Below are 27,000 nucleotides of genomic sequence, written 5' to 3'. Positions count from 1 at the left end.
TCACTCCGCGGCCGCGGGCGCCGCGGCCGTCGTCGCGGTCGCCTGCAGCGCCTCCACCAGCAGCGGCGTCACCAGCTCGATCTGCCACTGCCGCGCCCCGTATCCGGTCAGCGCCTCGGCCACCGTCTCCGCGGTCGGCGGCTTCGGCGGCTCCCAGCAGACCCGCCGCACCGTGTCCGGGGTGATCAGGTTCTCCTGCGGCATGTTGATCTCCTCGGCCTGTGCCGAGACCGCCGCCCGCGCCGCGGACAGCCGGGCGGCCGCCGCGGGGTCCTTGTCGGCCCAGGACCGGGGCGGCGGAGGGCCCGCCACCGCCTGGCCCGGCTGCGGCAGCTCGATGTCGGGCAGCGCCTTGGCCCGGTCGATGGCCGCCTGCCACTGTTCCAGCTGACGCCGGCCCATCCGGTGCCCGAACCCGGGCAGCGCGGCCAGCACGTTCACGTTCAGCGGGACGGCCAGGGAGGCCTCGACGATGGCCGCGTCGCTCAGCACCTTCCCCGGCGACACGTCACGCCGCTGGGCGATCGCGTCCCGGGCGTTCCACAGCTCGCGCACCACCGCGAGCCGGCGACGGCCGCGCACCTTGTGCATGCCGGACGTACGGCGCCACGGGTCCTTGCGCGGCGGGGCCGGGGGCGCCTCGGCGATCGCCCGGAACTCCTGCAGGGCCCAGTCCAGCTTGCCCTGCCTGTCGAGCTCCTTCTCCAGGGCGTCCCGCAGGTCGACGAGGAGTTCCACGTCCAGGGCCGCGTACCGCAGCCACGGCTCGGGCAGCGGGCGGGTGGACCAGTCGACGGCGGAGTGGCCCTTCTCCAGGGCGTACCCGAGGAGGTTCTCCACGATGGCGCCGAGGCCGACGCGCGGGATGCCCGCGAGGCGTCCGGCCAGCTCCGTGTCGAAGATCCGGGTCGGGATCATGCCTATTTCGCGCAGACAGGGGAGGTCCTGGGTAGCGGCGTGCAGTACCCACTCCGCGTCCGCGATGGCCTCGCCGAGGCCGGAGAGGTCGGGGCAGCCGACCGGGTCGATCATCGCGCTGCCGGCGCCCTCGCGGCGCAGCTGTACGAGATAGGCCTTCTGTCCGTACCGGTAGCCGGACGCGCGCTCGGCGTCGACGGCCACGGGGCCGGTTCCGGCGGCGAATGCCGCGATCACTTCGTCGAGGGCCTCCTGCGTCGCCACGACGGGGGGAATGCCCTCGCGTGGCTCCAACAACGGGATCGGCGCCGGTTCGACGTCGTCCGGGGGGCCGCCCCCGGTGGTTCGCAGGTCTGCTTCTGCTGCGGTCTCTTGGGCGTCGGTCACGTGCCCAGGGTATCTGTGTATGGCAGGAGCCCGGCGACGGAACGTTCCGTCGCCGGGCTCCTGGTGCTGGAGGACCTGTGCCGAGCGTCCGCCGGCTGCCGGGAAGACCCCCGGACGCCACTCCCGGTGCTGCCGTGGGCGGCTCGGTCAGTGGGAAATTCCGGTACTCAGTGGATGAATCCCGTACTCAGTGGATGATTCCGGTACGCAGTGCCACCGCGACCATGCCCGCCCGGTCGCCCGTACCCAGCTTGCGGGCGATGCGTGCCAGGTGGCTCTTGACGGTCAGGGCGGACAACCCCATGGAAACGCCGATGGCCTTGTTGGACTGGCCCTCCGCGACGAGTCTCAGCACTTCGACCTCACGGCCGGAGAGCTCGCGGTAGCCGCCCGGGTGGCTCGGGGAACCCGGGGGACGGCGGTGCATGCGGGCGGCCGCTGCCCCGACGGGGGCGCTGCCGGGACGGCCGGGGTGGTGGCCGACGGCGTTGCGGGTGCCGGTGACGACATAGCCCTTCACGCCGCCCGCGAGGGCGTTGCGCACGGCGCCGATGTCGTCGGCGGCGGACAGGGCCAGACCGTTCGGCCAGCCCGCTGCCCGGGTTTCGGACAGCAGGGTCAGGCCGGAGCCGTCGGGGAGGTGGACGTCGGCGACGCAGATGTCGCGCGGGTTGCCGACTCGGGGGCGGGCCTCGGCGATGGAGGACGCCTCGATGACGTCACGTACTCCGAGGGCCCACAGGTGACGGGTGACGGTGGAGCGGACGCGCGGGTCGGCCACGACGACCATGGCGGTCGGCTTGTTCGGCCGGTAGCCGACCAGGCTTGCGGGCTGCTCGAGGAGAACGGACACCAGGCCTCCGGGGAAGTGACGGGAAGGCTCCGGCCGATGGGTCAAGCCGGGGCGAACCGTGCTGGAAGGGTCACTGACCTCTTCGGCACTAAACCCGCCCGGCTTTAGAGAAAGATCACGAATTGATGAGAATAATTCGGGCAATTCGGACGGGCGATCGATGAAGTCGCTGATCAGAGCGGTGAACGGAGGGCCCATCAGACCCGCCGCCCACAAGCCCCGCGTTCCCCGGCCGCCAGTCGCCCGCCCAGGAACAAGCCCGCCGCTCACCCGCCGCCCGGGAACAAGCCCGCGGCTCACCAGCCGCCCGCCCAGGAACAGCCCGCCGCCCGCCCGTCAGGGCGTCTGCGGGCCGCGGCGCTGCGGCAGCGACACCACGCCCGGCAGAGCCTGCATCCCGGTCTCCTGGCCGCCCACCCCGGACATCGGGGCCGGTGGCAGCCCCGCGACCTGGCACAGCAGATCGCACCAGGCGGTCAGGTACGACGCCGTGTCCGGTACGCCACCGAGCCCCTCGCGGGGCGTCCAGGAGGCCCGGATCTCGATCTGGGTGGCCGGGCGCCGGTCCGCGAGCCCGCCGAAGTAGTGCGAACCGGCCCGGGTGACCGTGCCACTCGCCTCCCCGTAGCTGAGACCGCGAGCGTCCATCGCGCCGGTCAGCCACGACCAGCAGACCTCGGGCAGCAACGGGTCGGCAGCCATCTCCGGCTCCAGTTCCGCCCGTACGAGCGTCACCAGACGGAAGGTGCCCTGCCAGGCGTCGTGGCCGGCCGGGTCGTGGAGCAGGACGAGACGGCCGTCCGCGAGGTCCTCGTCCCCCTCCACGGCCGCCGCCTCCAGGGCGTAGGCGTACGGGGCGAGGCGCTTGGGGGGCTTGGTCGGGTCGACTTCCACCTCGGGACGGAGCCGGGCAGCGCGCAGCGCGTCCACCGCCTGGCGAAAAGGGAGCGGGGCGGTGTTGTCCTCGGTGCCCTCCCTGTCGTCTCTGCCGTGTGGGTGACTGTGCGCGTCATCTGAAAATCGTCCCTGAGCCGGAGCCATGCGGGGAAGGGTAGGCGGAAGGGGACCCCTACGGCGGGAGGGACACCCGGCCCGGGGCGAGTGCTTCCGCACGCGTGCGAAGATTCTGGGCGTGAGTGCCAACCAGGTCCCCGCGGGCCCCGCGCAGAGCAAGACGTACGACTCCGCCTTCCTCAAGGCGTGCAGGCGCGAGGAGGTGCCGCACACCCCGGTGTGGTTCATGCGGCAGGCGGGGCGCTCGCTGCCGGAGTACCTGAAGGTGCGCGAGGGCATCCCGATGCTGGAGTCGTGCATGCGGCCCGAGCTGGTCAAGGAGATCACCCTCCAGCCGGTGCGCCGGCACAAGGTCGACGCCGCCATCTACTTCAGCGACATCGTCGTCCCCCTCAAGGCCATCGGCATCGACCTCGACATCAAGCCCGGCGTCGGCCCCGTCGTCGCCGAGCCGATCCGTACGCGCGCCGATCTGGACCGGCTGCGCGACCTGACCTCCGAGGACGTCTGGTACGTCACCGAGGCGATCGGCATGCTCGTCGAGGAGCTCGGCGAGACCCCGTTGATCGGTTTCGCGGGCGCGCCTTTCACTCTCGCGAGTTACCTCGTGGAGGGCGGCCCGTCCCGCAACCACGAGTACACCAAGGCCATGATGTACGGCGACCCGCAGCTGTGGGCCGACCTCGTGGACCGGCTGGCCGCCATCACCGGCGACTTCCTGAAGGTGCAGATCGAGGCGGGCGCCAGTGCCGTCCAGCTCTTCGACTCGTGGGTGGGCGCCCTGGCACCCGCCGACTACGTGAAGTCCGTGATGCCCGCCTCGGCGAAGGTCTTCGACGCGGTCGCCTCCTACGGCGTCCCGCGCATCCACTTCGGTGTGGGCACCGGCGAACTGCTCGGCCTGATGGGCGAGGCGGGCGCGGACGTCGTCGGCGTCGACTGGCGGGTCCCGCTCGACGAGGCCGCCCGCCGCGTCGGCCCCGGCAAGGCCCTCCAGGGCAACCTCGACCCCGCCGTCCTCTTCGCCCCGCCCGAGGCGGTCATGGCGAAGACGGACGAGGTACTGGCCGCGGCCAAGGGCCTGGAGGGGCACATCTTCAACCTCGGGCACGGGGTGCTGCCCTCGATGGACCCGGACGCGCTGTCCCGGCTCGTGGAGTACGTCCACACGCGGACCGCGCGCTGACGGCAGGCACTGGAAACCGACTGTCCGCGGGGCGGTGCCGGCGGCCTCGCGGGGCGGCGGCGGTCTCGCGGGGCGGCGGCGGTCCCGCGGCGGGGCGGCGGCGGTCCCGCGGGGCGGCGGCGGCCCCGCGGGCGATGCCGACGGTCTGCCGGGCGCTGTCAGTGGCCCGCTTCGCGGACCGCTGACACCGCCTTGCGGGCGGCCACCAGGACCGGGTCCCAGACCGGGGAGAACGGCGGGGCGTAGCCCAGGTCGAGAGCGGTCATCTCGTTGACCGTCATCCGCGCGGTGAGCGCGACGGCCGCGACGTCCACGCGCTTGCCCGCGCCCTCGCGGCCGACGATCTGCACGCCGAGCAGGCGGCCCGTGCCGCGCTCCGCGGTCATCTTGACCGTCATGAGGGACGCGCCGGGGTAGTAACCGGCCCGGCTCGTCGACTCGATGCGTACGGTCACGAACTGCAGGCCCTCCGCCTTCGCGTCCTTCTCGCGCAGCCCGGTGCGGGCGATCTCCAGGTCGCACACCTTGCTGACGGCGGTGCCCACGACTCCGGGGAAGGTGGCGTAACCGCCGCCCACGCCCGAGCCGATGACCTGGCCGTGCTTGTTGGCGTGCGTGCCGAGGGGAATGTGGCGGGGGCGGCCCGCCACCAGGTCGAGGACCTCGACGCAGTCGCCGCCCGCCCAGATGTCGTCATGGCCGCGCACCCGCATGGCCAGGTCGGTGACGAGAGCGCCGGACGGGCCGATGGGCAGGCCCGCGGCCTTCGCGAGGGTGACCTCGGGTTCGACGCCGATGCCCAGGACAACGACGTCGGCCGGGTAGGTGGCCTCCTCAGTGGCCACTCCGGTGACCCGGCCGTCCGACCCGGTGAGGATCTTGGTGACCTCGGCGCGGGAGACGGTGGTGATGCCCATGCCGTTCATCGCGTCGTGGACGAGGGCGCCCATGTCCGGGTCGAGGGTGGCCATCGGCTGCTCGCCCCGGTTGAGGACGGTGACCTCGTAACCGCGGTGCAGCAGGGCCTCGGCCATCTCCACGCCGATGTAGCCCGCTCCGACGACGACCGCGCGCCGGCCCTCCGTACGCTCCAGGGTCTCGATCAGGGAATGGCCGTCCTCCAGGTTCTGCACACCGTGCACGCCGGGTGCGTCGATGCCGGGCAGCGGCGGGCGGACCGGGCGGGCACCGGTGGCGATGACGAGTTTGTCCCAGGACGTCCACGACTCGCTCCCGTCGGCCAGGTCGCGGGAGCGCACCCGGCGGTTCTCGACGTCGATCGCGGTGACCTCGGTGCGCATGCGCAGGTCGATGTCGCGCTCGCGGTGCTGCTCGGGGGTGCGGGCGACCAGGTCGTCGGCGGAATCCACTTCGCCGCCGACCCAGTACGGGATGCCACAGGCGGAGTACGAGGTGTAGTGGCCGCGTTCGAACGCGACGATCTCCAGCTCGTCCGGGCCCTTGAGGCGCCTGGCCTGGGAGGCGGCGGCCATGCCGGTGGCGTCGCCGCCGACGACGACGAGGGTTTCTCGGGTGGTGGTCATGGGGGACACGGTAGACAGACGCGGGGGCCGAGTGGCGGGAGAGGCCCTGGTTGCGCGCGTGGTGCCCCGCGCCACCGCGTGTACGGGGCGCGGCGGCGCGGGGCACGGGGACGGGCGGCCGCCCTCCGGGGTCAGCCCCTGTCCGCGTCCCTGCCCGTGTCCTGGCCCGGGGCCGTGCCCCTGCCCGTGTCCTGGCCCGGGGCCGTGCCCGGCGTTTTCGCCGGGTCGGCCTCCGGGGCCGGGGCCGGTGCGGGCGGCGTGGACGGCTCCGGGGCGCGGCCCGGAGGCCCGGCCGGGCGGATCGGCGGGTACGCCGGGAACGCCGTGGCCCGTCCCGTCCGGCGAGGCGCCAGGCGCGGGGCGATCAGGTGGCGCCACAGCAGGTAGAGCAGGACGAGAGTGACCGCGAAGGGGGCCACCGCGCCCACGACCATGGCGATCCAGCGGACCGTCGTGAGGAACGCCTGCCAGCCGCCGTCCAGCGCGTCGAGGAAGCCCGGCTCGTCCTCCACCGGCGCCGGCTTCTTCTTCGGCGGCGTCTCGGAGACGACGAGAGTGATCGTCGCCATGCCGGTACGGTCCTTCAGCGAGGACTGCTGGGCCAGCAGGGCGTCCAACTCGGACTGCCGGGAGGCGAGTTCCGCCTCCAGCGAGACGACGTCGCTCAGCTTGGTCGCACGGTTCATGAACTCCTGGACGCGCGCGACACTCACCCGCTGCGACTTGATCCGGCTCTCCACGTCCACCACGTCGCCGGTGACGTCCTTGGCGTCCGCCTTCCGGGCGAGGAGCTTGCCGCCGCTGTTCTCCAGGGTGGTGAGCGTCTCCGAGTACCTGTCCTGCGGGACGCGCAGGGTCATCCGGGAGGAGACGTGGCCCGCCGAGTCGCGTGCGGTGGACTCGTTGCTGACGAGGCCGCCCGCCGTCTCCGCCGTCGTACGGGCCTTGGCGAGCGTCTCCGTCGCATCCGACACCCGGATCTGGAGCTCGGCGGTCCTGATGATGTGGAGCTGGGGCAGGGCGGGGGCCCGGGGAGCGTTCGGGGCCTGGGGTGCGTTCGGGGCCTGCGGCTTCTGGCCGTTGGCCTGCCCGCTGTCCGGCTTCGACATGTCGCCCGCGCCCGAGCCGTTGCCGGGGTTCTGCGGGGCGGGCGCGGCCGCCCCCTCGGCGCGCTTCGAGCCGCTGTCGCCGCTCGCCCCGCACCCGCCCACCGCGAGAGTCGCCGCGACCACGGCCGCGCCCACGTAGGACATGCGCCCCCGACGCCCTGCCGCACGAGCTGTTGTACGTACTGCTGCACGCATTTCGGTCCCCCCGAAAGTGGTGAAGGATGTTGCCCGTTCGACGTACGGGGCGGGCGTGCGGGTTGCCCTTTTCGGTTCCGAAGCGGCTCCGAAGCGGTCACGGTCGGGACTCGGGGACGCGCGGGACCCGGGGGCGCCCGGGGACCGGGTACGTGCGCGGTTCGAGGACGCGCGGGCAGGAGCACGTACGCGCGTTTGAGACAGTGGAGCCATGAACGGTAAGGACGTCACCGACCCCAGGCCGCCCCATGTCGTCGTCATCGGCGGCGGGATCGCAGGACTCGCCGCCGCCCACCGGCTGGTGGGATCCGGCGTGTCGGTGACCGTCCTGGAGGCCACCGACCGGCTCGGCGGCAAGCTCCTGGCGGGCGAAATCGCCGGTGCCCCGGTGGACTTCGGCGCCGAGTCGATGCTGGCCCGCCGGCCCGAAGCGGTGGCGCTCGCGCGGGCCGTCGGGCTCGCCGACCGCCTCCAGCCGCCGGCCACCGCCACCGCATCCCTGTGGAACAGGGGCGCACTGACCCCGATGCCCAAGGGACACGTGATGGGCGTCCCCGGTGACCCGTCGGTGCTGACCGGAGTGCTCTCCGAGGCCGGGCTCGCCCGTGCCGGGCGGGACCGGACCCTGCCGCGCACCGAGGTCGGCGACGACATGGCGATCGGCGAGTACGTGGCCGCCCGGCTCGGCCGCGAGGTCGTCGACCGGCTGGTGGAACCCCTGCTCGGCGGGGTGTACGCGGGAGACGTCTACCGCACCTCGATGCGGGCCGCCGTACCGGCCCTGCACGAGGCGGCGACGCGGCACGACTCCCTCCTGGAAGGCGTCCAGGAGATCCAGCGGCGGGCAGCGGAGAACCAGCGGACCGGACCGGTGTTCATGGGCATCGACGGCGGCGTCGGCACCCTCCCCGACGCCGTCGCTGCGGCCGTGCGTGCGGGCGGCGGGCGGATCCTCACCGAGACGCCCGTGCTCGGCATGGCCAGGAAGGACGGCCGCTGGCAGATCCGTACCGACGAAAGCGTGGTGGAGGCCGACGGCGTCGTGCTCGCCGCGCCCGCCTGGTCGGCGTCCGCCCTGCTCGCCGACGAGTCCCCGGCCGCCGCCGCCGAACTGTCCGGCGTCGAGTACGCGTCGATGGCCCTGGTGACCATGGCCTTCGCCCGCAAGGACGTGGAGGCCGTACTGCCGGCCGGGTCCGGGTTCCTGGTGCCGCCAGTCGACGGGCACACCATCAAGGCGTCCACCTTCTCCACCCGCAAGTGGGGGTGGGTCGACGCGCACGCCCCCGACCTCTTCGTCCTGCGCACCTCCGTCGGCAGATACGGCGAGGAGGAGCACCTCCACCGCGAGGACACCGACCTCGTCGACGTCTCGCTCAGGGACCTGGGCGAGGCCACCGGCCTCGCCGCCAGGCCCGTCGAGACCCGGGTGACCCGCTGGATCGGCGGCCTCCCGCAGTACCCCGTCGGCCACCTCGACCGCGTCGCCCGCATCCGGCAGGCCGTGGCGGAGCTGCCCGGACTGCGGGTCTGCGGGGCCGCCTACGACGGCGTCGGGATCCCCGCCTGCGTCGGCAGCGGGCAGCGCGCCGCAGCGGAGATCGCCGACGAGATCTTGGCCACGCCCACCCTGGTGGAGGGCACGGCGAAGGGCACGGGACAATAGCCACATGACTGCTCAGGAGAACGCCGCCGCCGAGGCCCCCGCCAAGGCCCCGAACGCCGGCAAGAAGGCCAAGGACCTCAACGAGGTCATCCGCTACACCCTGTGGTCCGTCTTCAAGCTGCGCGACGTGCTGCCGGAGGACCGCACCGGCTACGCCGACGAGGTCCAGGCGCTGTTCGACAAGCTGGCCGCCGAGGACGTCACCGTCCGCGGCACCTACGACGTCTCCGGGCTGCGCGCGGACGCCGACGTGATGATCTGGTGGCACGCGGAGACCTCCGACGAGCTCCAGAGCGCGTACAACCTCTTCCGCCGCACCAAGCTGGGCCGCGCGCTGGAGCCGGTGTGGTCGAACATGGCGCTGCACCGCCCCGCCGAGTTCAACAAGTCGCACATCCCGGCCTTCCTGGCCGACGAGAACCCCCGCGACTACGTCTCCGTGTACCCCTTCGTGCGCTCCTACGACTGGTACCTGCTGCCCGACGAGGACCGCCGCCGGATGCTCGCGGACCACGGCAAGATGGCGCGCGGCTACCCCGACGTGCGGGCCAACACGGTCGCCTCGTTCTCCCTGGGCGACTACGAGTGGCTGCTGGCCTTCGAGGCCGACGAGCTCTACCGCATCGTCGACCTGATGCGTCACCTGCGCGCCTCCGAGGCCCGCATGCACGTCCGCGAGGAGGTGCCCTTCTACACCGGGCGCCGCAAGAGCGTGGCGGACCTGGTGGCCGGGCTGGCGTAAGCAGGCCCCCGCGTACGGATTTCCGTACGCCTCGTACGGTGACCCGTACGACACGACTTGGTGGCGGGGACGAGGACCATGGGTGCGTGGTCCTCGCCTCCCGCCACCCCAGCCCGGAAGATCAGACGGCGGCCGGCATCCTCTCGGGGACGGCCCTGTCCAGCGACACCGGGTTCGGCTCCCGGTGCGGCGCGCACGCAGCGCGCCGCACCGGTGTTTCCCCGGTCAGCAGGTACGTCTCCATGTGCCGGTTGACGCAGGCGTTCGCGCCACCGCCGATGCCGTGCGTGCCGGCGTCCTTCTCGGTGACCAGTGCAGCGCCGGGCAGCCGCTTCTGCAGCTCCAGGGCGCCCTTGTACGGCGTCGCCGCGTCACGCTCGGCGGCCAGGATCAGGGTCGGCGGCAGCGCCCCCTTCGCGGTCCGCACGTCCACCGGCTGCTGCCGGGGCGCGGTCCAGTACGCGCACGGCAGGTTCATCCACGCGTTGTCCCACGTCTCGAACGGGGCGCGCTTGGCCAGCCGTGTGTTGTCGCGGTCCCAGGTGGCGAAGTCCGTCGGCCAGGGGGCGTCGTTGCACTCGACGGCGGTGTACACGGCGGTGCCGTTCTCGCTGTCCTTTGCCGCCTCGGGGCGGGGCGAGGCCTGGTCGGTCAGCGGCTTCGGGTTGCCCTTCAGGTACTCCGACAGCGCGGTGGCCCGCATCGGCCACACGTCGTCGTAGTAACCCGCCTGGAGAAAGGCCGCCTGGAGCTGGCCGGGACCGACCACCCCGCCGGCCGGCTTGTGCGTCAGCTCGGCGCGCACCCTCGCGTAGCTGTGCGCGACCTCCTCCGCCGTGGAGCCGAGGTGGTACGTCTTGTCGTGCTTGGCGACCCAGGTGCGGAAGTCACTCCAGCGGCGCTCGAACGCGGCCGACTGGTCGAGGTTGTTGCGGTACCAGATCTGTTCCGGGTCGGGGTTGACCGCCGAGTCGAAGACCATGCGGCGCACGTGCGAGGGGTAGAGCGTCGCGTAGATCGCGCCGAAGTAGGTGCCGTAGGAGGCGCCCATGAAGTTCAGCCGCGGCTCGCCGAGTGCGGCGCGCAGGACTTCCAGGTCGCGGGCGTTGTTGAGCGAGTGGTAATGGCGCAGGGCCTCGCCCGCGGTGCGCGCACAGCCCCGGGCGTAGGTCTTCGCGCGGGCGATCTGCTCCCTCTTGTACGACTCGGAGGGGTGCACGGGGGCCTGGCTGGGGGCCCGGCCGAAGTCCGCCGGGTCCATGCACGACAGCGGCGCGGAGCGGGCCACCCCGCGCGGCGAGTAGCCGATCAGGTCGTAGGCCGCCGCGATGCGCTTCCACTCGGGGAGCTGGTGGGCCAGCGGGAAGTACATGCTGGAGGCGCCGGGCCCGCCCGGGTTGTAGACGAGCGCGCCCTGGCGGGGTACCGGCGCCGACCTGCCCTTGCGCGGGGCGGCGGGCTTGCCGGACGCCTTCAGGCGGCTGACGGTCAGTTCGATCTGCTTGCCCCGCGGGTCGGCGTAGTCGAGCGGGACCTTGACGGTGCCGCACTGGACGGGGGCGGGCAGGTCCTCCGACGCCGGGCACGCGCCGTACTTGATCCCGGCGGCCAGCGCACGCGCCGCGGCGATCGTGGTGCCGTGCGCCTCGGGGGCGTCGTGGAAGGAGGGGGCGGGGGCCGGGGCCGCGGGAACGGCGGCCGCGGCCGTCAGGACCAGGGAGCCGAGGGTGGTGGCTCCGTACAGCGCAAGTGCTCTCATCGCGATCCCTTGGTCTCGGGCGGCGACTACCGCCTCGGAAGATCTCCACGGCGGACTCCACTGCGGATAAAAGGGATACTTGGCACGGCAGTTGACGATGTAAAGCACCTGCGGGCGGTGTCGGGGTCATTGACTCCGATGCGTGAAAAGGCGGCCGGGGACCTGACGCCGGCCGTGCGGGCGCGCGCCGGGCGAAGGTCAGGCGGTACGGGCTCCCGCGAGTGCGGCGCGCAGCCCGAGGTCGGGTATCGCGGCCGTGCCGGAGACGGCGACGGCCGCCAGCAGTGCCTGGTCGGGGCCGGTGCGGGAGCCGTCGGTGCCGGTCACGTCCGGCAGGCCGCGCACCAGCCGCAGACCCGCGTCGGTGGCCCAGCGGGTGTACGGGTGGACCTCCATGCGAGCGATCGCGAGGGCCCCCACGACGAGGAGCAGCGGCAGCGAGAACCAGAGGGCGACCCGGCCCCGCTCGGCGGTCTCCAGCGGCAGCACGAGCGCGGCGAAGAGCCCCAGCGTCAGGACGACGCCGCCCGCGACGCGCAGTGCCGCGACCGCTCCCGTCACCGCGTGCCTGGCGTCCGCCGGCATCGCGAGGCCCGCCCCGACGAGCCGGTCCGCGAGGGCCCGCACCGCCTCGGAGCCGGCCAGTGCGTCCCGCACCACGTGCGTACGGCACTGCCCTTCGCGTCCGGCGGCCGCGATCGCGGCCCGCTCCAGGTCGTCGTCGCCGTGCGGTACGGCGACGCTGGTCCATCCCGTGTGGGCGAGCAGCACCCGGCGGCGGGCGTGCAGCGACACCAGGGTCAGCTCGGCCACCCGGGACGGCCCGCCGCAGAGGAACGCCGCCTCGGGGAGGGTGAGCCCGCCGCGCGGGGGCGGTCCGTCGGCGGCGCCCTTCTCCGCGGTGGCGGCCGCGGCCGCGGCGACACAGAGCCGGACGCAGGTCGCGAGCGCGGCGACCCAGGTGCACAGGAGGAGCGGGACCCAGAACATGACCGATATCTATGCCAGGTGCGTGCCCGACGCCATGTCAGGAAGACGCGGTGGAGGGAGTGTTGCGGAGCTGTGACCGAGGGCGGGGAGAAGTGCGGCGAGCTGGGCGTTATGCGTGCTCGGAAGCCCTGTCCGCTGTCGCGGGCGGCGGCTGCGCGCGCTTGCCCGTCCTGCCGGGCCGGGGCCCGCTTCGGGCGGCCGCCGCGCGGGCGGCGCGCAGCAACCGCACGGCGCGGGTCGGCGGGCGGCCCGCCGCCCGGTCCTGCCACCAGTGGGTGAGGGCACGCCGGGCCGCCGGATCCAGCGAACCGTGGGACAGGGCGTGCTCGGCGAAGTCGAGTGCGTCACGGCGGTATCCGGAGCGGAGCGGACGGTTCAGTGCGTACGCGAAGAAGGCCGGCCGGTACCCGTCGCCGAGGATGCCGGGGAGCTCCGGGGCGACCTTGGCGACGATGCCGGCCCGTTTGGCGGTGAGCGCACGGCTCTGTACCCGCAGCCGCCGCCCGTCGAACCCCTCCGGCACGGGCCCGCCCGCCACCAGAGCGTCCAACAACGCCACCTGCCCCAAAGCCACCCGCTGCCGAGCCACCTCCAGCACGGCCTCCCCCACCGCCCCGATGACCGCCGCCTCCTGGGGCGCCGCGTCCGCCCCACCTACCGCCGCCTCCTTGGGCGGCGGGGCCGCCCCCCGGGGGCGAGTGGGGCCTCCCCTGCTCGAGCGAAGCCGAGAGCTTGGGGAAGGGCGGGCAAGGGGGCGGCCCCCGGCGGAGCCGCACCCCTCGCCCCCGCCCGACCCCGACCCCGCACCCGCACCCGGCCGAGACCCCGACCCCGCCACGACCCCCCGAATCAGCTCCAGCTCCGCCCCCAATCCCCCCACCCCCGGAAAGTCCTCGTCCCGCTCCAGCAGCACCCCCGGCGGCGAAACCCGCCCGCACAGCTCGGCGAGCACATCCAGGACCGGCCGCGTCACCGGATGCGCGTGCGTGTCGTGCCACACGCCGTCCCGCTCGACGCCGCCCGCCACATGCACGTACGCGATCGCCTCGACGGGCAGCTCGTCGAGGGCCTTGGCGGGGTCTTCGCCCCGGTTGACGTGGTTGGTGTGGAGGTTGGCCACGTCGATGAGGAGCCGCACGCCGGTGCGTTCGACCAGCTCGGCGAGGAACTGGCCCTCGGTCAGCTCCTCACCGGGCCAGTTGATCAGCGCCGCGATGTTCTCCAGCGCGAGCGGGACCGGCAGTTGGTCCTGCGCGATGCGGACGTTCTCGCACAGCACCCGCAGCGCGTCCCAGGTGCGCGGAACGGGAAGGAGGTGCCCCGCCTCCAGGACCGGGGACGCCGTCTGCGCACCACCGGCCCGGACGAACGCGATGTGCTCGGTGACCAGCGGCGCACCCAGCGCCTGGGCCCGCGCAGCCAGGTCGGCGAGCCGCGCCGGGTCGGGGCGGTCCGCGCCGCCGATGCCCAGCGAGACGCCGTGCGGGATCACCCGGGTGCCCCGCGCGCGCAGACGCAGCAGGGACTCCGGGAGGTGGCCGGGGCAGATGTTCTCCGCGACCACCTCCACCCAGTCGACTCCGGGCAGCGCCTCGACGGATTCCGCGATCTCGGGCCGCCATCCGATCCCGACCCCGAGCCGCGGCAGTCCGCCTGCCCAGCCCGCGGTGCGCGACGCGTCAGCCACCTTGGACATTCCGGACCCCACCCCTGAGCCCGCCGCCCCGGACAGCCCGTTTCCCCGGGTTCCTGGTCCCTGTGTGCGCTGGTTCATGTTCGTCCCCCTACTCCATGCTGTGCAGGGGTCATGGCCCCGCCGGGTCGCGCCGAACCCACCGAGGGGGACGTTCAGAGGTTGATTTGAGGTTCCGCGGCCGCGCAGGGGTCCCAGGGCAGGGGTCTCAGGGCTGGGCAGGCAGGGTGGCCGGGCTGCCGATCTCTCCGGCGGCCGGTGCGGACGGCAGCGAGGTGAAGTCCTGGGTGCCGGTGGGCACGGCCGGCACCGGAGGCGGCACCCGGACGCCGGGGACCGGCGGGGGAGGGCCAGCGGGGCTGGCGGTCGCACCGCCCGCCGCTTCGTTGGCGATCGCGTCGAAGTCGACCAGGCCGGTCGCCTCCAGCATGGTGATGTGGTCCAGGACGGTCTGGTTCGAGGCGTCCGCGAGCTGGCGGATCAGGGCGTTGCGGGTGCTGTTGCGGACCTGGGCGATCACGGCGAAGACCTTGCCGTGCGCCCGCCGGAGCAGGTTCGCGAAGAGCCGCTCGTACGTCGGGCCGCTCGCCGCGGTCAGCTGCCGCAACCAGCCCTGCTGTTCCTCCGTCGGCTGGTTCGGCAGTTCGATGCCGAGCTGGGCGGCCACCGAACGGGCCCGCGCGTCCAGGTCCGTGTGACCGACGACGAGATGGTCCCCGGCGGCCTTGACCGACTGGCTCGGCGCCCGCTCGATCGCCTGCTGCCCGGCAGGGAGTTCCCACAGCCCGGCCAGCCGCACTTTCACCAGCAGATCCCGGTCACTGGCCGACAGCGGCCCCCACCTGGTGGTGACGGTGGAGGCCGCGAGGTTGGCCTGGCCGGTGCCCGAACGGTCGGCGTACGACCAGATCGGGAAGGCGAGCGCGGCCAGGGTGGCGAGCAGGGCCGTGACGATGAGTGCGGTGCCGTTGATACGCCGTAACAGGGCGAAGGCGGCGCCGGAGATGGAGGTGGACATGGACAAGATCGCTCCCGGACCCTCTGCGTCGTACTGACCGCGCGGTGCGCGCGGACCGAGCTGACGTACCTGACGTAGCCGAAGTGCCTGATGTGCCGTTGGTGTCCGGCCTGTTTGCCGTACCAGGTCGACTCCATCGCCAAGTGCCTTGATCCTTCAGGTACTTGGCCGCATTCATTGGTACGTGTGACGCAGGTGACGTGTTCAGCCGGGGGCGTGACCGGCCGGTTCCGGATTCGGCCGGGGACGTGATCGTCCGAGGGCATGATCAGTCGGAGACATGTTCAGCCGGTGACGTGCTCAGCCGGTGACGCGTTCAGTCGGAGACGGGTTCACCCGGTGAAGCGGTGCCCTTCGACCGCGACCGTCTTGCCCGGGGCGATCTCCGTGAAGCCCGCGTCCCGCACCACCGGCAGCCCCGGATCGGCGGACACCTCACGCCACTTGCCCGCCGGGGCCGTCCGTACCGACAGCGGGAAGCCCGCAGCTTGCCAGGCGTCCCGTTCCGCCTGCGACAGGTCCCACCAGGCGAGCTGCGCCGCGTGCCCGGCCTGCGCCATCGTCTTGCCCGCGGACATCTCCAGGTCCGGATTCACCCACAGCACCGGGCCGGCCGGCCCGGGTTCGCCGGGCTCCCGCGGGTCGTCCAGGTCCGTCCCCGACACCTGGAGCTTGGCCAGCTCCTTGGGCCAGCCGTCCAGCGGAATGGGCGGGAAGACCCGTACCTCGGCCTCCTTGCCGGTCACCGTGATGCCCGGCAGCGCCGACGCCTTGCGCCATTCCGCGCCCCGCGCCCGCCGCACCACCTTGCGGATCCGCGCGTCCTCCCAGTTCCGTACCGCCTCGGCCCACTCGCCCTCGCCCAGCGACCGGGCGTCGGACAGCATCACGAGTACCGCGCGGGCGGCCGTCTCCAGTGCGTCCGTACGGGCCGGAGGGTCGGTCTTCTCGATGTGCACGACCAGGGGCATGACGAACTGCGGGGCCGCGTCGCGCACGCCGGCGGGGGTGTCTTGGCTGCTCATCCGGTCAAGTTTGCCAGGGCTTGGCACGGGACCCGCCGGGCCTCTCCTTGTGGGACCGAATGCCGGCAAGCCAGGATGGCCGATATGAAGAGCGATCTTTTTGCAGCGGAGAACATGGCACAGCCGGCGACCGCCCCCGGTATGACCCTTCAGAACGCCAAGTCGGTCAAGTACGTGGTCAACGGCGAGATGCACGCCAGGCAGGGCGCGATGATCGCCTACCGCGGCAAGCTCCAGTTCGAACGCAAGGGCCAGGGCATCGGCGGCATGCTCAAGCGGGCGGTCACGGGTGAGGGGCTGCCGCTGATGGCCGTGCGCGGACAGGGCGAGGCCTGGTTCGCGCACGAGGCGCAGAACTGTTTCGTCGTCGACATCGAGCAGGGCGACGCGCTCACCGTCAACGGCCGCAACGTGCTCTGCTTCGACTCCACCCTCAGCTACGAGATCAAGATGGTGAAGGGCGTCGGCGTGACCGGCGGCGGCCTGTTCAACAGCCTGTTCACCGGCTACGGCAAGCTGGCCGTGGTGTGCGACGGCACCCCGCTGGTCATCCCCGTCACCAGCGCGCTGCCGGTGTACGTCGACACGGACGCGGTGGTCGGCTGGAGCGCCCAGCTCAACACCTCGTTGCACCGTTCTCAGTCGGCGGGTTCCATGATCCGCGGCGGCTCCGGCGAAGCGGTGCAGCTGATGCTCCAGGGCGAGGGGTTCGTGATCGTACGCCCCAGCGAGCTGACCCAGCAGAAGGCGGCGTCGAGCTGAACGCCACAGGTCTGACGCTCGCGGGCGTGGGGCGGCGGTACGGGCTGCGCGGGGACTGGGTGCTGCGCTCCGTGGACCTGGCCCTCGCCCCGGGGACCCTGGCGCGCGTCCAGGGTGCCAACGGCACCGGGAAGTCCACCCTGTTGCGCGTGATCGCGGGGATCGACGCGCCGAGCGAGGGGCGGGTGGAGGGCCGCCCGGCCCGCGTCGCGTACGTACCCGAACGCTTCCCCGCCGCGCTGCCCTTCACCGCACTCGGCTACCTCACGCGCCTCGGCCGCATCCACGGTCTCGGGCGTACGGAGGCGAAGGCACGGGCGGGGGAGTGGCTGGAGCGGTTCGGGGCAGCGGGACACGGGCGGACACCGGTGGGCGACCTGTCCAAGGGCACCGCGCAGAAAGTGGCCGTGGCCCAGGCCCTGCTGGCCGCGCCGGAGTTGCTCGTACTGGACGAGGCGTGGACCGGGCTCGACGAGGCGGCCAGGGAGGAACTGGACAGGGTGGTCGCCGAGCGGGTCGCGGCGGGTGCCACCGTGGTGTTCGTGGACCACGACCCACTGAGGCTCGCGGGCGCGGTGGATGCCGTGCACCGGGTGGAGGGGATGCGCGTCGTGTCCGTCAACCCCCCTGCCGGGACGGCACCTTCGGGTCCGCGCGTGCGTATCGTGGCGCTCGGTCCGCCCGGCGCCGCGCTGCCCGCCGGGCTGCCCGGGGCGCCGGAGGCGGAACCCGCACCCGACGGAGCCACCGCGCTGACCGTGGGGGCGGTGCACTCCGACGGCGTGCTGCGCGGCCTGCTGGGCGCGCGCCCGCCCTGGCACGTGTCGACGGTGGCGGCGCTGGGCGGCGTACCGGAGACCCGGCGACCGAACCCCGACGGGTGTGAGCGGCCCGGTCACCAGCAACAGGATCAGGAACACGCATGAGCGCACTGCTGCGGTATCAACTCGCCCTGCTGGCAAGGTCACAGCGGTGGCTCGCCCCGGTTCTCCTCTACACGGCCTTCCTCGCCATCGGGGTCCAGGGCGGCCAGCCCGTGCTCGACTCGCTCGGTTACGGCTCCGCCGTCCTGCTGCCCGTCGCCGCCTGGCTCGTACGGGTCTGCGTCACCAACGAGCCCCCGGCGGCCCGGCACTGCGCCGCGGCTGCCACCGGCCCGGGTCGCGCCCATCTCGCCGCCCTGCTCACCGCCTTCTGCTGCACGGCGGCACTGGGGGTGCTGGGCACCGCGCTCGTGCTGGTGATCAGCAAGTGGACCGACACCGGGGGCGCCGTCCGCATCGCACCCCTGACGGCCGGGGGAGCCGGACTTCTCGCCGCGGTCGTCTGCGCACTCCTCGGTACGGCGGTCGGAGCGCTGTGCAACTGGCCACTGCTGCGCAGCACCGGCTGGGGCGTCGTGCTCACCGCGCTGGGCGCACTGCTCGCCCTGGTCACGGTCGGGTCGCCCGCCCGCAGTGTCATCACGGACCTGGTCACCGGCTCGCACACCGGGACGGTGAGCCTCCCGTTCCTGCCGCTCGCGCTCGCGGTACTGGTGGCCGGTGGCGCGGGCGCGACGGCCTGCGCCCTCTCCTCGCGACGCCCCTGAACAGCACCCGCACAGAACCCGCACCCCGCCCGGCCGGCCCCGCACGGGCGGCAGAGCCGGTCAGCCCTTCCTGCTCAGCCCTTCCTGCTCAGGCCTTCCCGGTCAGCCCTTCCCGATCAGCTCCGACACCTTCACGAACCGGTACCCCTTCTTCCGCAGCTCGGGAACGATCCGGCGGATCGCCCGCTCCGTGGTCGGGGCCGCACTGCGCGTACAGTGCATGACCACGACCGAGCCCGGCTGCACCCCTGCCAGCACCTGCTCCGCCACCGCGTCCGCGTCCGTCGCGAAGGCGTCACCGCTGACCACGTCCCACTGGACGGCGGTCACCCTGGCGGGGCCGATGTTGCGCAGCGCCCGGTCGTCGTAGCACCCGCCGGGAAAGCGGAAGTACGGCACCACATTGCGCGCGCCCGCCGTGCGGAACGCGGCGAAGGCCCGGTCCACGTCCGCGCGCATCGCCTCCGGCGCGACCGTGGGCAGGCCGTAGCAGGGGGACTTGAAGGCGTGGTGGCTGTAGGAGTGGTTGGCGATCTCGAAGAGCGGATCGGTGCCGATCGAGCGTGCCTGGTCCGGGTACTCCTCGGCCCACCGGCCGGTCATGAAGACGGTCGAGGGCACCTTGAAGCGGCGCAGTGAGGCGATCAGGGCCGGATTGTCGAACCGCTCGCCACCCGCCGCCCGAGCACCCTGGTCGGCGGTCATGTCCGCGTCGAAGGTCAGCGCCACGACCTTCTCCCGGCTCCCCTTCCCGGCCCGCTCGAAGACGGGCGTCCGGCCGCCGGGCCCGGCGGCGACGGTCGGCGGAGCGGTCGGCACGGGATGCGCGGGCGCGGCGGCGGGCTTCGACGGTACGGAGCCGGTGGGCGTGCCCCGCCCTTCGGCGCCGCCTTCGCCGGCCGGGTTCCCCGAACCGCAGCCCGCCAGGGCCGCACCCAGCACCGCCACCGCGAGCATTCTTCGCACAGAAATGGTCACTCACGGAAAGTATCCGATCAAGAGCGAAGGGTCGGCCAGCGGCGCGACCCCCGTTCGACAGGTAATACTCTCGGGGTGACCTCAGCTCTTACGCGCGGCACGGACGTCTCCATCCGCCGCGCCACCGCCCGCGACGCCAAGCGCCTCACCCGTATCGTCCGCACCTCGCGTGCCTACGAGGCGCCGTACGAGTCGATGATCGCGGGCTACCGGGTGGGCCCCGACTACATCGAGGCCCACGAGGTCCACGTGGCCGTCGCGCCCGCCGAGGACACGGTGCTCGGCTTCTACGCCCTGCTGCTCGATCCGCCGGAACTCGACCTGCTCTTCGTCGCGGACTCCGCCCAGGGCCTGGGCATCGGCCGCCGGCTGGTCGCCCACCTCCGCGACGTCGCGGGGGCGGCCGGGCTCGCCTCGGTGCGCGTGGTCTCCCACCCTCCGGCGGAGGGCTTCTATCGCGGCGTCGGCGCCCTCCCGGTCGGCACGGTCCCGGCGAACCCGCCCGCGGTCCGCTGGGACCGTCCGGAGCTCATTCTTCCGGTGTGAGCTGAGCCCCGGCGACCCGCAGGCCCAGGGCCCCCAGCCCGGCCCAGTGCCTCCCGAGCCCGGCCCGGGGTCGGCGATCCCCGAGCCCGGCCCGGGCTCAGTTCCCCCCGAGTCCCGCCCACGGCCTGAGCTTCTCCGGATTGCGGACCGCCCAGATACGGGAGACACGGCCGTCGGTGAGTTGGAACGCCGCCACCGTCACGGTGACGCCCGTGTGCTGCGCGACCAGGCCCGGGAGGCCGTTGACCGACCGCTCCAGGAGCGTGAGGCCGGGCGCCCGGTCGGCGATGTGGGCGAGGTACGCGGCGATGGCCTCGCTGCCCTCGACAGGGTGGAGCACCGTGCCGACGAGACCGCCGCCGTCGGCGACCATCGAGGCGTCGGGGTCCAGGAGGCCGACGAGCGCCTCGATGTCCCTGGCCTCCCACGCCTCCTTGAAGCTCCGTACCAGAGCGGCCTGCCCCGCCGCCGGAGCGGACCCGGCCCGAGCCTCCCGTACCCGCCGCCGGGCCGACGAGGCCAGCTGCCGGCAGGCCGCAGCGGAACGGCCGACGATCTCCGCGATCTCCGGGAAGGGGTACCGGAAGACGTCGTGCAGCACGAACGCCACGCGCTCGGCCGGAGTCATCGACTCCAGTACGACGAGGAGGGCCATGTGTACCGACTCGTCGAGGGTGACCCGGTCGGCCGGATCGGCCGACTCCGCGCCGCCGCCCCACCGGTCCCGGTGATCGGGCAGTGGCTCGGGAAGCCACGCGCCGACGTAGCGTTCACGCCGGGCGCGCGCCGAACCGAGCAGGTCCAGGCAGACGCGGCTGGTCACCGTCGTCAGCCACGCGGCCGGCGCATCGACAGCCGCCCGCTGCGGGGACGGCAGCGCGTACCAGCGTGCGCAGGCCTCCTGTACGGCGTCCTCGGCCTCGGCCAGTGAACCGAGCAGCCGGTAGGCGAGGTTGACCAGCCGCCGCCGCTCCCCGGCGGCCACACCGGGCTCCGGCACGGCGCGGTCGTGGACCGGCTCCGACAAGGTGCTCATGGCGTCCTCATGGTGTTCTCGTCGCGCCTCACACTGGGCGGGCCTGCGTCGTCAAGTTGCCGAGACAGTACCGACCCACCGCCGCGAGGCAGAAGAGGGGCCACGTCATGGCGACCCAGACGATGACAGAGCACCGCAGAACCACCTTTCTCCAGGTCACGACGGTCCTGCAGACCCTGGCCGTCCTCTTCCAGGCGGTCACTGCCGGAATGCTGCTGACCTCGGCGCACGGCGCGGTGCTGCACGACGCCGGATCGCGCGTGATGTACGGCGCCTCGATGCTGTACCTGCTCGCCGCGATCCTGGCCTGGCGGCCGGGCGGCGGCTCGCCCCGGCCGGTCTGGTACGCGACCGGCTTCCTCGTGCTCGCCTCCGTCCAGGTGGTGCTCGGCATCGCCCACCTGCCGTCGCTCCATGTCCCCCTGGGCGTCCTGATGTTCGGCCTGAGCGTGCTGGTGATGTGGCGCCCCGGGCGGGGCGGCGCCCACTGAAGGGCCGTCCGGGACGGGCGAGTTGAGACAGGTCAGGGGCTGTCCAGCAGCCTCCGCCTGCACGCCTCCACGTCGAAGCCGGCTTTGGGGTACTGCGGGTCCATGGCCTCCAGATGCTCCCGCATCAGGTTGCCGACGGCCCAGTTGCGGTACCACTTGCGGTCGGCGGGGACCAGGTACCAGGGGGCCGCGGGCGTCGAACAGCGCTGGAGGGCGATCTCGTACGCCTGCTGGTAGGCGGGCCACAGGGCGCGTTCCTCGATGTCGCCCGGGCTGAACTTCCAGTACTTCGCCGGATTGTCCAGGCGCTCCAGCAGGCGGCGCTTCTGCTGCGCGTACCCGAGGTGCAGGAAGACCTTGACGACGCTCACCCCACTGTCGGTGAGAGACCTCTCGAAGTTGTTGATGTGGTCGTAGCGGCGCGCGATCTCCTCGGGCGGGGCGAGCGCGCGCACCCTGCCGATCAGCACGTCCTCGTAGTGCGAGCGGTCGAAGATGCCGATCTCACCGGCCTCGGGCAGCGCCTTGGTGATGCGCCACAGGAAGGAGTGCGCGCGCTCCTCCTCGGTCGGGGCCTTGAAGGCGCGGATCCGGCAGCCGGAGGGATTGAACTGGCCGATGACGTGCTTGACCGTGCCGCCCTTGCCGCTGGTGTCCATGCCCTGGAGGACCAGCAGCACCCGCCGGGTGTCGCCCGCGGTGCTCGCCGCGTACAGCCGCTCCTGGAGCTCGCCGAGGAGCGGACCGGTCCGGGCGGTGTCGGCCACCCCCGCCGCCTTGTCCCGCGGCCCCACGGGAGTGGCGTCCGGGGCGTACGAGGAGAGGTCCACGGGGGCGCCCGGGGGCAGCCGGAGTGCGTCGCTCACCGACACGCCGAGGGGCCCGGGCGGCGCCCCCGTGCCCTTCCCCTCCGTGCCCTTCCCCGTCTCTCGGGACTCCTTCAGCACCCGCGAGTCCTTGGTCACCCGCGCTTCCTTCGGCCGCCTGGTACCGCGCCGCTCGTTCCCCTGCTCCGTCTGCTTGGCCACCGCGTACCCCATCGGAATCCGCCGGGTCCGTCCCCCGGATCCCCCGATCGTGCTCCGGATTCGCCCCTGGCGCGAGTGCGGGGGCGGCCCGGGGTACGGGAGGAGGGCGGCGCGGGAGTCCGGGCGGGACGGGGCGGCGGCGGTCCGCCCACGTGCGGGCGGGGCAGCCGTACGGTACGGCTGCCCCGCCACCAGGGGCCACGGACCCGGTCAGCCACCAGGGGCTACGGGCCCGTCAGCCACCAGGGGCCGCGGGCGCGGTCAGCCACCAGGGGCTACGGGCCCGTCAGCCACCAGGGGCCGCGGGCGCGGTCAGCCACCAGGGAGCCCTGGGGCCCGGTGTCAGTCGTCCCAGGGGCCCGTCACCGCGAACGTCGTCCCCGGCGTGTAGCAGTTGACGTACATCGTCGACTCGTCCGGCGAGAAGGTGACCCCCGCGAACTCCCCCCACTCCGGCTTCTCGGGCGTCCCGATGTTCTGCCGCCCGCGCGCCATCTCGTACAGCCGGCCGCGCCTGGTCAGCCCGTACACGTGCTGCGCCCCGTTGCCGTCCTCGCACACCATCAGGCCGCCGCTGGGCGCCAGGCAGATGTTGTCCGGGGACTCGCCCGGCAGCTGGATGTCGGTCGACGGGCCGAAGACGACGACCAGGGTGAGCCTGCGGCGGCGCGGCTCGTACTTCCACACCTGGCCGAAGTGGTCGCGGGCCGAGCCTTCCTTGGAGCGGGCGAAGCTGGAGACGAAGTAGACGCAGCCGTCACCCCAGTAGCAGCCCTCCAGCTTCTGGGCGTGCGTGACGCCCTTGGGGCCGAAGTCCTGGTGCCGGATGGGGGTCTGCGTGGCGAGCGGGTCGGGGACCGGCACCCACTCCACGCCGCCGAAGCTCCTGCCGGCCTCGTGCACGGCGGACAGGTCCGGCACGCCCGGCACGCGCATCGCCTCCAGCTCGCCCCCGGCCCGCAGCGACCCGGTGCCGCCGTGCGGCCTCCTGGGCAGGAAGCGGTAGAAGAGGCCGAAGGGACGCTGGAACGCGTCCTCCGTCTCGTACACGATCCCGCTCTGCGGGTCGATGGCGATGGCCTCGTGCTGGAAGCGGCCCATCGCGGTCAGCGGGACCGCGCCGGTGCGGTGCGGGTCTGCGGGGTCGACCTCGAAGATGAAACCGTGGTCCTTGGTGTACCCGTTGCTGCCGGCCTTGTCCTCGTTCTCCTCGCAGGTGAGCCAGGTGCCCCAAGGGGTGGGCCCGCCCGCGCAGTTGACGGCCGTGCCGGCGATGCCGACGCGTTCGTCCAGGACGTTGTTGCGGCCGTCCAGGGTGAGGGTGGTGCAACCGCCCTTGGCGGCCGGGTCGTAGGTGAGGCCCTCGACCGTGGGGACGCCCAGTTCGGCGGTGTGCCGGTTCTCGTGGTTGCGGACCAGATGCACGCGGCCGCGCCGGCCCCTGAGGGCGGTCATGCCGTCGTGGTTGCCCGGTACGGGGCCCTCGCCGGAGCGCATCGGATCCCCCTCGCGGGAGAGGACCTTGTACCGGAAGTCCCGGGGAAGGTCGAGCAATCCCTTGGGGTCGGGCACCAGAGGCCCGTACCCGGCGCGGCCGTGGCCCCCGCCGCGGGGTGCGGCCAGGGCCGTCCCCGCGAAGATCTCGGAGAGGGCGCCGGTGAAGGCGATGCCCGCACCCACCGCACCCGCGCGGGCGAGCACTTGGCGCCGGGAGGCACCGCCGGGGGACGCACTGCCTGCCGGATCGGCCGCAGCCGTACCGGCCGGAACGGTGCTGGCCGAAACGGCGCCGGTCGGGGACGTGTCGTTGCTGGTCGGGGACGTGTCGTTCGTGGACATGGGTAACTCCCTGCTGGCGGACAGGAATGTGACCCGCACGTGTGTAGCACGCAACTGGTGACACGTGAACCAGTCGCGCACGAAACAGGCGGGTCACCTCACCCAACGGGCCCCAACAGCACCAGAAATCAGGCGGATTCGACCGTCAGGGTGATCGTCGTGCCCGTCAGTGCCTGGCTCACCGGGCAGTTCTTCTTGGCGTCCTCGGCGGCCGCCCGGAAACCGGCTGCGTCCAGGCCCGGGACCTCGCCGCGCACGGTGAGGTGGATGCCCTTGATGCCCTCGCCGGGCTGGAAGGTGACGTCGGCCTTGGTCTCCAGCCGGGTGGGCGGGGTGCCCGCGCCGGTCAGACCGTGCGACAGCGCCATCGAGAAGCAGCTGGAGTGCGCGGCGGCGATCAGTTCCTCGGGGCTGGTCTTCCCGTTCGCGGCCTCGGCGCGCGACGGCCAGGAAACGGCCTGGTCGCCGATGCCGGAGGAGTCGAAGGAGACGGTGCCGGAGCCCTTGAGGAGCTCGCCTTCCCAGACGGTGTGCGCGGTACGGACGGTGGCCATGACGGCGGTCCCTTCAGCAGACGCTCGGGTGGAGACGACGGACCGGGGCAACCCGGCACCGGACCGGGGCGACCCGGTCACGGACGGAGCGACCCGGCACCGGACCGGAGCGACCCGGTCACGGGCCGAGGCGCATGCCCCGGCCGCGGACCGGGGCGGATTCCCCGGCCGTCGACCGCTCCAACCTACTGTGCGACCAGACCCTTCGCGTCCCGTGCCAGGGCCGTCAGCCGGGAGATCGCCCGGAAGTACTTCTTCCGGTAGCCGCCGTTCAGCATGTCGTCACTGAACAGCCGGTCGAAAGGCAGCCCGGACGCGAGGACCGGCACCTCCCGGTCGTACAGCCGGTCGGCGAGTACGACCAGGCGCAGCGCCGTCGACTGGTCGGGCACCGCCGTCACCCCGGTCAGGCAGACCGCCTTCAGGTCGTCGGTGAGCGCCCCGTACCGGCTCGGATGGACTTTCGCCAGGTGATCCAGGAGCGCCGGGAAGGCGTCCAGGCTGGCGCCCGGTGTCGCGTGGGCCGCCCGCTGCACCTGCTCGTCGCCGTACGGCGGCGGCGCTTCCGGCAGCCCTCGGTGGCGGTAGTCCTCGCCGTCGATGCGCAGCGGCCGGAAGTGTGCGGACAGGCCCTGGATCTCACGGAGGAAGTCGGCGGAGGCGAACCGGCCCTCGCCCAGCTTGCCTGGCAGCGTGTTGGAGGTCGCCGCCAGCGCGACCCCGTGCTCCACCAGCCTGCTGAGCAGGGACGACACCAGCACGGTGTCACCCGGGTCGTCCAGTTCGAATTCGTCGATGCACAGCAGCCGGTGCCCGGAGAGGGTGGCCACCGTCTGCTGGAAGCCGAGCGCGCCGACCAGATTGGTCAGCTCCACGAACGTGCCGAAGGCCTTGAGGGAGGGTTCGGCAGGTGTCGCGTGCCAGAGAGAGGCCAGCAGGTGGGTCTTGCCGACGCCGTAGCCGCCGTCGAGATAGACCCCGCGCGGCCCGGCCGGCTTCTTCTCCGGCCGCTTGCCGAACCAGCGGCGCTTGTGGCCCTCCGCCGGAGCGCCGAGCCCCGCGGCGAAGTCGCTGAGCACCCTCACGGCCTCGGGCTGGCTGGGCTGGTTCGGGTCCGGGATGTACGTGTCGAAGCGCACGGCGTCGAAACGCGGCGGCGGCACCATCTCGGCGACCAGCCGGTCGGCGGGGACGTGCGGCTCGCGGGCGCACAGGGACAGCGGAGCCGCTTCGGATATGGGGCTGGGCCCCTGAGCAGCGGTGGAGGACGACACAACGGTCCACCATAAGGGCCGTGCCAGACTGCGTTCCATGCGACGCCTGTTCCCTGTGACCGAAGAGACATCCGCCGACAGTGGCCACGAGTGGGGGTTCGACGAGCTGGCCGAGGCCTATGCCTACCCCTCGGAGGCCGAGGTCTGGCTGCGCGCCAACATGGTCTCCACGCTGGACGGGGCAGCCCAGCACGACGGCCGTTCCCAGCCGATCTCCAGCGACACCGACATGCGCGTCTTCGGCACGCTGCGGGCGCTCGCCGACGTCGTCGTGGTCGGTGCCGAAACGGTACGCCTGGAGGGCTACCGCCCGGCCAGGGCCCGCGAGGCCTTCGCGGCGCGACGCGCGGCCGCGGGGCAGGGCCCGGCGCCCGCGATCGCCGTCGTCAGTGCGAGCCTGGACCTGGATTTCTCGCTTCCGCTTTTTGTCTCGCCCCTGGTGCCGACGCTCGTGCTGACCGGGGCCACCGCTCCGCTGGACCGCATCCGCGCGGCCAGGGAGGCCGGGGCCGAGGTGGTGGTCGCCGGGGACGGCGGGCGGGTGGAGATGGACAAGGCGGTGCGCGCGCTGGCGGAGCGGGGCCTGACGCGGCAGCTCACCGAGGGCGGCCCCCGGCTGCTGGCCCAGTTCATCGCCGAGGGCGTGCTCGACGAGCTGTGCCTGACGGTGTCCCCGATGCTCACCGCGGGACGGGCCCAGCGGATCGCGGACGGGCCGGGGCCGGCGGTTCCGGACCGCTTCGCGCTGGCGTCGGTGCTGGAGGAGGCCGGGTTCCTGTTCACCCAGTACCGTCGGAATTGA

25 protein-coding genes are annotated in these 27,000 nt (G+C 73.0%); 9 read left to right on the top strand and 16 right to left on the bottom strand.

Annotation, left to right across the window (positions count from 1 at the left end; all coding sequences use genetic code 11):
- From ACFWVV_RS00280 to ACFWVV_RS00270, 3 genes are all read right to left on the bottom strand, one after another.
- Nucleotides 1-1,305 carry an HRDC domain-containing protein gene (locus ACFWVV_RS00280; RefSeq protein WP_384344104.1) on the bottom strand — a complete coding sequence of 435 codons (1,305 nt, stop codon included), beginning with the start codon at nt 1,303-1,305 and terminating at the stop codon, nt 1-3.
- Between the two features lie 187 nt (nt 1,306-1,492).
- Entirely contained in the window at nt 1,493-2,158 is a 666-nt protein-coding gene (locus ACFWVV_RS00275) for a LuxR C-terminal-related transcriptional regulator (protein ID WP_384344107.1), read from the bottom strand.
- Nucleotides 2,159-2,494: 336 nt separating this feature from the next.
- On the bottom strand, nt 2,495-3,199 hold the full coding sequence (locus ACFWVV_RS00270) for a DUF3000 domain-containing protein (RefSeq protein WP_384344110.1): 705 nt from the start codon (nt 3,197-3,199) through the stop codon (nt 2,495-2,497).
- 91 nt (nt 3,200-3,290) lie between these two features.
- On the opposite strand from ACFWVV_RS00270, the gene hemE reads away from it, so the two are divergent.
- A complete protein-coding gene (gene hemE, locus ACFWVV_RS00265; protein WP_384344113.1) occupies nt 3,291-4,358 on the top strand; it encodes a uroporphyrinogen decarboxylase in 1,068 nt (355 codons plus the stop codon).
- Between the two features lie 158 nt (nt 4,359-4,516).
- On the opposite strand, the gene ACFWVV_RS00260 is transcribed toward hemE, so the two are convergent.
- Nucleotides 4,517-5,902, bottom strand: a complete 1,386-nt coding sequence (locus ACFWVV_RS00260) for an FAD-dependent oxidoreductase (RefSeq protein WP_384356028.1) — start codon at nt 5,900-5,902, stop codon at nt 4,517-4,519.
- Between the two features lie 131 nt (nt 5,903-6,033).
- Complete coding sequence (locus tag ACFWVV_RS00255) at nt 6,034-7,155, bottom strand: DUF4349 domain-containing protein (RefSeq protein ID WP_384356026.1); 1,122 nt, start codon at nt 7,153-7,155, stop codon at nt 6,034-6,036.
- A 262-nt stretch (nt 7,156-7,417) separates the two neighbouring features.
- On the opposite strand from ACFWVV_RS00255, the gene hemG reads away from it, so the two are divergent.
- Nucleotides 7,418-8,872: a protoporphyrinogen oxidase gene (hemG, locus tag ACFWVV_RS00250; protein ID WP_384356024.1), complete on the top strand. Its 1,455-nt coding sequence runs from the start codon at nt 7,418-7,420 to the stop codon at nt 8,870-8,872.
- Nucleotides 8,873-8,876: 4 nt separating this feature from the next.
- On the top strand, nt 8,877-9,614 hold the full coding sequence (gene hemQ, locus ACFWVV_RS00245; protein WP_384356022.1) for a hydrogen peroxide-dependent heme synthase: 738 nt from the start codon (nt 8,877-8,879) through the stop codon (nt 9,612-9,614).
- Between the two features lie 121 nt (nt 9,615-9,735).
- Here the strand turns inward: hemQ and ACFWVV_RS00240 are convergent, their stop codons facing one another.
- From ACFWVV_RS00240 to ACFWVV_RS00220, 5 genes are all read right to left on the bottom strand, one after another.
- The gene (locus ACFWVV_RS00240) at nt 9,736-11,373 is read right to left on the bottom strand and encodes an alpha/beta hydrolase (RefSeq protein WP_384356020.1); all 1,638 of its coding nucleotides are present in this window, start codon (nt 11,371-11,373) and stop codon (nt 9,736-9,738) included.
- A 198-nt stretch (nt 11,374-11,571) separates the two neighbouring features.
- Nucleotides 11,572-12,363, bottom strand: coding sequence for a TIGR04222 domain-containing membrane protein (locus ACFWVV_RS00235; RefSeq protein ID WP_384356018.1), 792 nt, complete (start codon nt 12,361-12,363; stop codon nt 11,572-11,574).
- A 109-nt stretch (nt 12,364-12,472) separates the two neighbouring features.
- Nucleotides 12,473-14,059 carry a DUF692 domain-containing protein gene (locus ACFWVV_RS00230; protein ID WP_384356016.1) on the bottom strand — a complete coding sequence of 529 codons (1,587 nt, stop codon included), beginning with the start codon at nt 14,057-14,059 and terminating at the stop codon, nt 12,473-12,475.
- A 205-nt stretch (nt 14,060-14,264) separates the two neighbouring features.
- Nucleotides 14,265-15,074 (bottom strand): DUF4142 domain-containing protein, encoded by an 810-nt coding sequence (locus tag ACFWVV_RS00225; protein WP_384356014.1) that lies wholly within the window; start codon nt 15,072-15,074, stop codon nt 14,265-14,267.
- A gap of 332 nt (nt 15,075-15,406) precedes the next feature.
- On the bottom strand, nt 15,407-16,099 hold the full coding sequence (locus tag ACFWVV_RS00220) for a peptidyl-tRNA hydrolase (RefSeq protein ID WP_384356012.1): 693 nt from the start codon (nt 16,097-16,099) through the stop codon (nt 15,407-15,409).
- A gap of 84 nt (nt 16,100-16,183) precedes the next feature.
- On the opposite strand from ACFWVV_RS00220, the gene ACFWVV_RS00215 reads away from it, so the two are divergent.
- The 3 genes from ACFWVV_RS00215 to ACFWVV_RS00205 are packed head-to-tail and all read left to right on the top strand — an operon-like array spanning nt 16,184 to nt 18,452.
- On the top strand, nt 16,184-16,861 hold the full coding sequence (locus tag ACFWVV_RS00215) for an AIM24 family protein (RefSeq protein ID WP_384356010.1): 678 nt from the start codon (nt 16,184-16,186) through the stop codon (nt 16,859-16,861).
- A 26-nt stretch (nt 16,862-16,887) separates the two neighbouring features.
- Entirely contained in the window at nt 16,888-17,787 is a 900-nt protein-coding gene (locus tag ACFWVV_RS00210; protein WP_384356008.1) for an ATP-binding cassette domain-containing protein, read from the top strand.
- Nucleotides 17,784-18,452, top strand: a complete 669-nt coding sequence (locus ACFWVV_RS00205) for an ABC transporter (protein WP_384356006.1) — start codon at nt 17,784-17,786, stop codon at nt 18,450-18,452. The genes ACFWVV_RS00210 and ACFWVV_RS00205 overlap by 4 nt, the downstream gene beginning before the upstream one ends.
- 102 nt (nt 18,453-18,554) lie before the next feature.
- On the opposite strand, the gene ACFWVV_RS00200 is transcribed toward ACFWVV_RS00205, so the two are convergent.
- On the bottom strand, nt 18,555-19,409 hold the full coding sequence (locus ACFWVV_RS00200; RefSeq protein ID WP_384356040.1) for a polysaccharide deacetylase family protein: 855 nt from the start codon (nt 19,407-19,409) through the stop codon (nt 18,555-18,557).
- Between the two features lie 96 nt (nt 19,410-19,505).
- On the opposite strand from ACFWVV_RS00200, the gene ACFWVV_RS00195 reads away from it, so the two are divergent.
- Entirely contained in the window at nt 19,506-19,976 is a 471-nt protein-coding gene (locus ACFWVV_RS00195; RefSeq protein WP_384356004.1) for a GNAT family N-acetyltransferase, read from the top strand.
- A 97-nt stretch (nt 19,977-20,073) separates the two neighbouring features.
- Here the strand turns inward: ACFWVV_RS00195 and sigJ are convergent, their stop codons facing one another.
- Nucleotides 20,074-21,012: an RNA polymerase sigma factor SigJ gene (sigJ, locus tag ACFWVV_RS00190; protein WP_384356002.1), complete on the bottom strand. Its 939-nt coding sequence runs from the start codon at nt 21,010-21,012 to the stop codon at nt 20,074-20,076.
- Between the two features lie 107 nt (nt 21,013-21,119).
- Between sigJ and ACFWVV_RS00185 the strand changes: the two genes are divergently transcribed.
- Nucleotides 21,120-21,503 (top strand): hypothetical protein, encoded by a 384-nt coding sequence (locus tag ACFWVV_RS00185; RefSeq protein ID WP_384356000.1) that lies wholly within the window; start codon nt 21,120-21,122, stop codon nt 21,501-21,503.
- A 32-nt stretch (nt 21,504-21,535) separates the two neighbouring features.
- On the opposite strand, the gene ACFWVV_RS00180 is transcribed toward ACFWVV_RS00185, so the two are convergent.
- The 4 genes from ACFWVV_RS00180 to zapE form a co-directional block, all read right to left on the bottom strand.
- On the bottom strand, nt 21,536-22,450 hold the full coding sequence (locus tag ACFWVV_RS00180) for a polyphosphate kinase 2 family protein (RefSeq protein ID WP_384356038.1): 915 nt from the start codon (nt 22,448-22,450) through the stop codon (nt 21,536-21,538).
- A 423-nt stretch (nt 22,451-22,873) separates the two neighbouring features.
- Nucleotides 22,874-24,370, bottom strand: coding sequence for an alkaline phosphatase PhoX (locus tag ACFWVV_RS00175; RefSeq protein WP_384355998.1), 1,497 nt, complete (start codon nt 24,368-24,370; stop codon nt 22,874-22,876).
- 128 nt (nt 24,371-24,498) lie between these two features.
- Nucleotides 24,499-24,924 (bottom strand): OsmC family protein, encoded by a 426-nt coding sequence (locus tag ACFWVV_RS00170; RefSeq protein ID WP_384355996.1) that lies wholly within the window; start codon nt 24,922-24,924, stop codon nt 24,499-24,501.
- Nucleotides 24,925-25,109: 185 nt separating this feature from the next.
- Entirely contained in the window at nt 25,110-26,198 is a 1,089-nt protein-coding gene (gene zapE, locus ACFWVV_RS00165; protein WP_384355994.1) for a cell division protein ZapE, read from the bottom strand.
- A gap of 37 nt (nt 26,199-26,235) precedes the next feature.
- Here zapE and ACFWVV_RS00160 point away from each other — a divergent pair, with 37 nt between their 5' ends.
- Nucleotides 26,236-27,000 (top strand): pyrimidine reductase family protein, encoded by a 765-nt coding sequence (locus ACFWVV_RS00160; protein ID WP_384355992.1) that lies wholly within the window; start codon nt 26,236-26,238, stop codon nt 26,998-27,000.

This window comes from Streptomyces sp. NPDC058663 (genome assembly GCF_042716745.1).
Classification (GTDB): domain Bacteria; phylum Actinomycetota; class Actinomycetes; order Streptomycetales; family Streptomycetaceae; genus Streptomyces.
The sequence above is the reverse complement of the archived record's forward strand: the minus strand, read 5'-3'. Positions and strand labels throughout refer to the sequence as shown.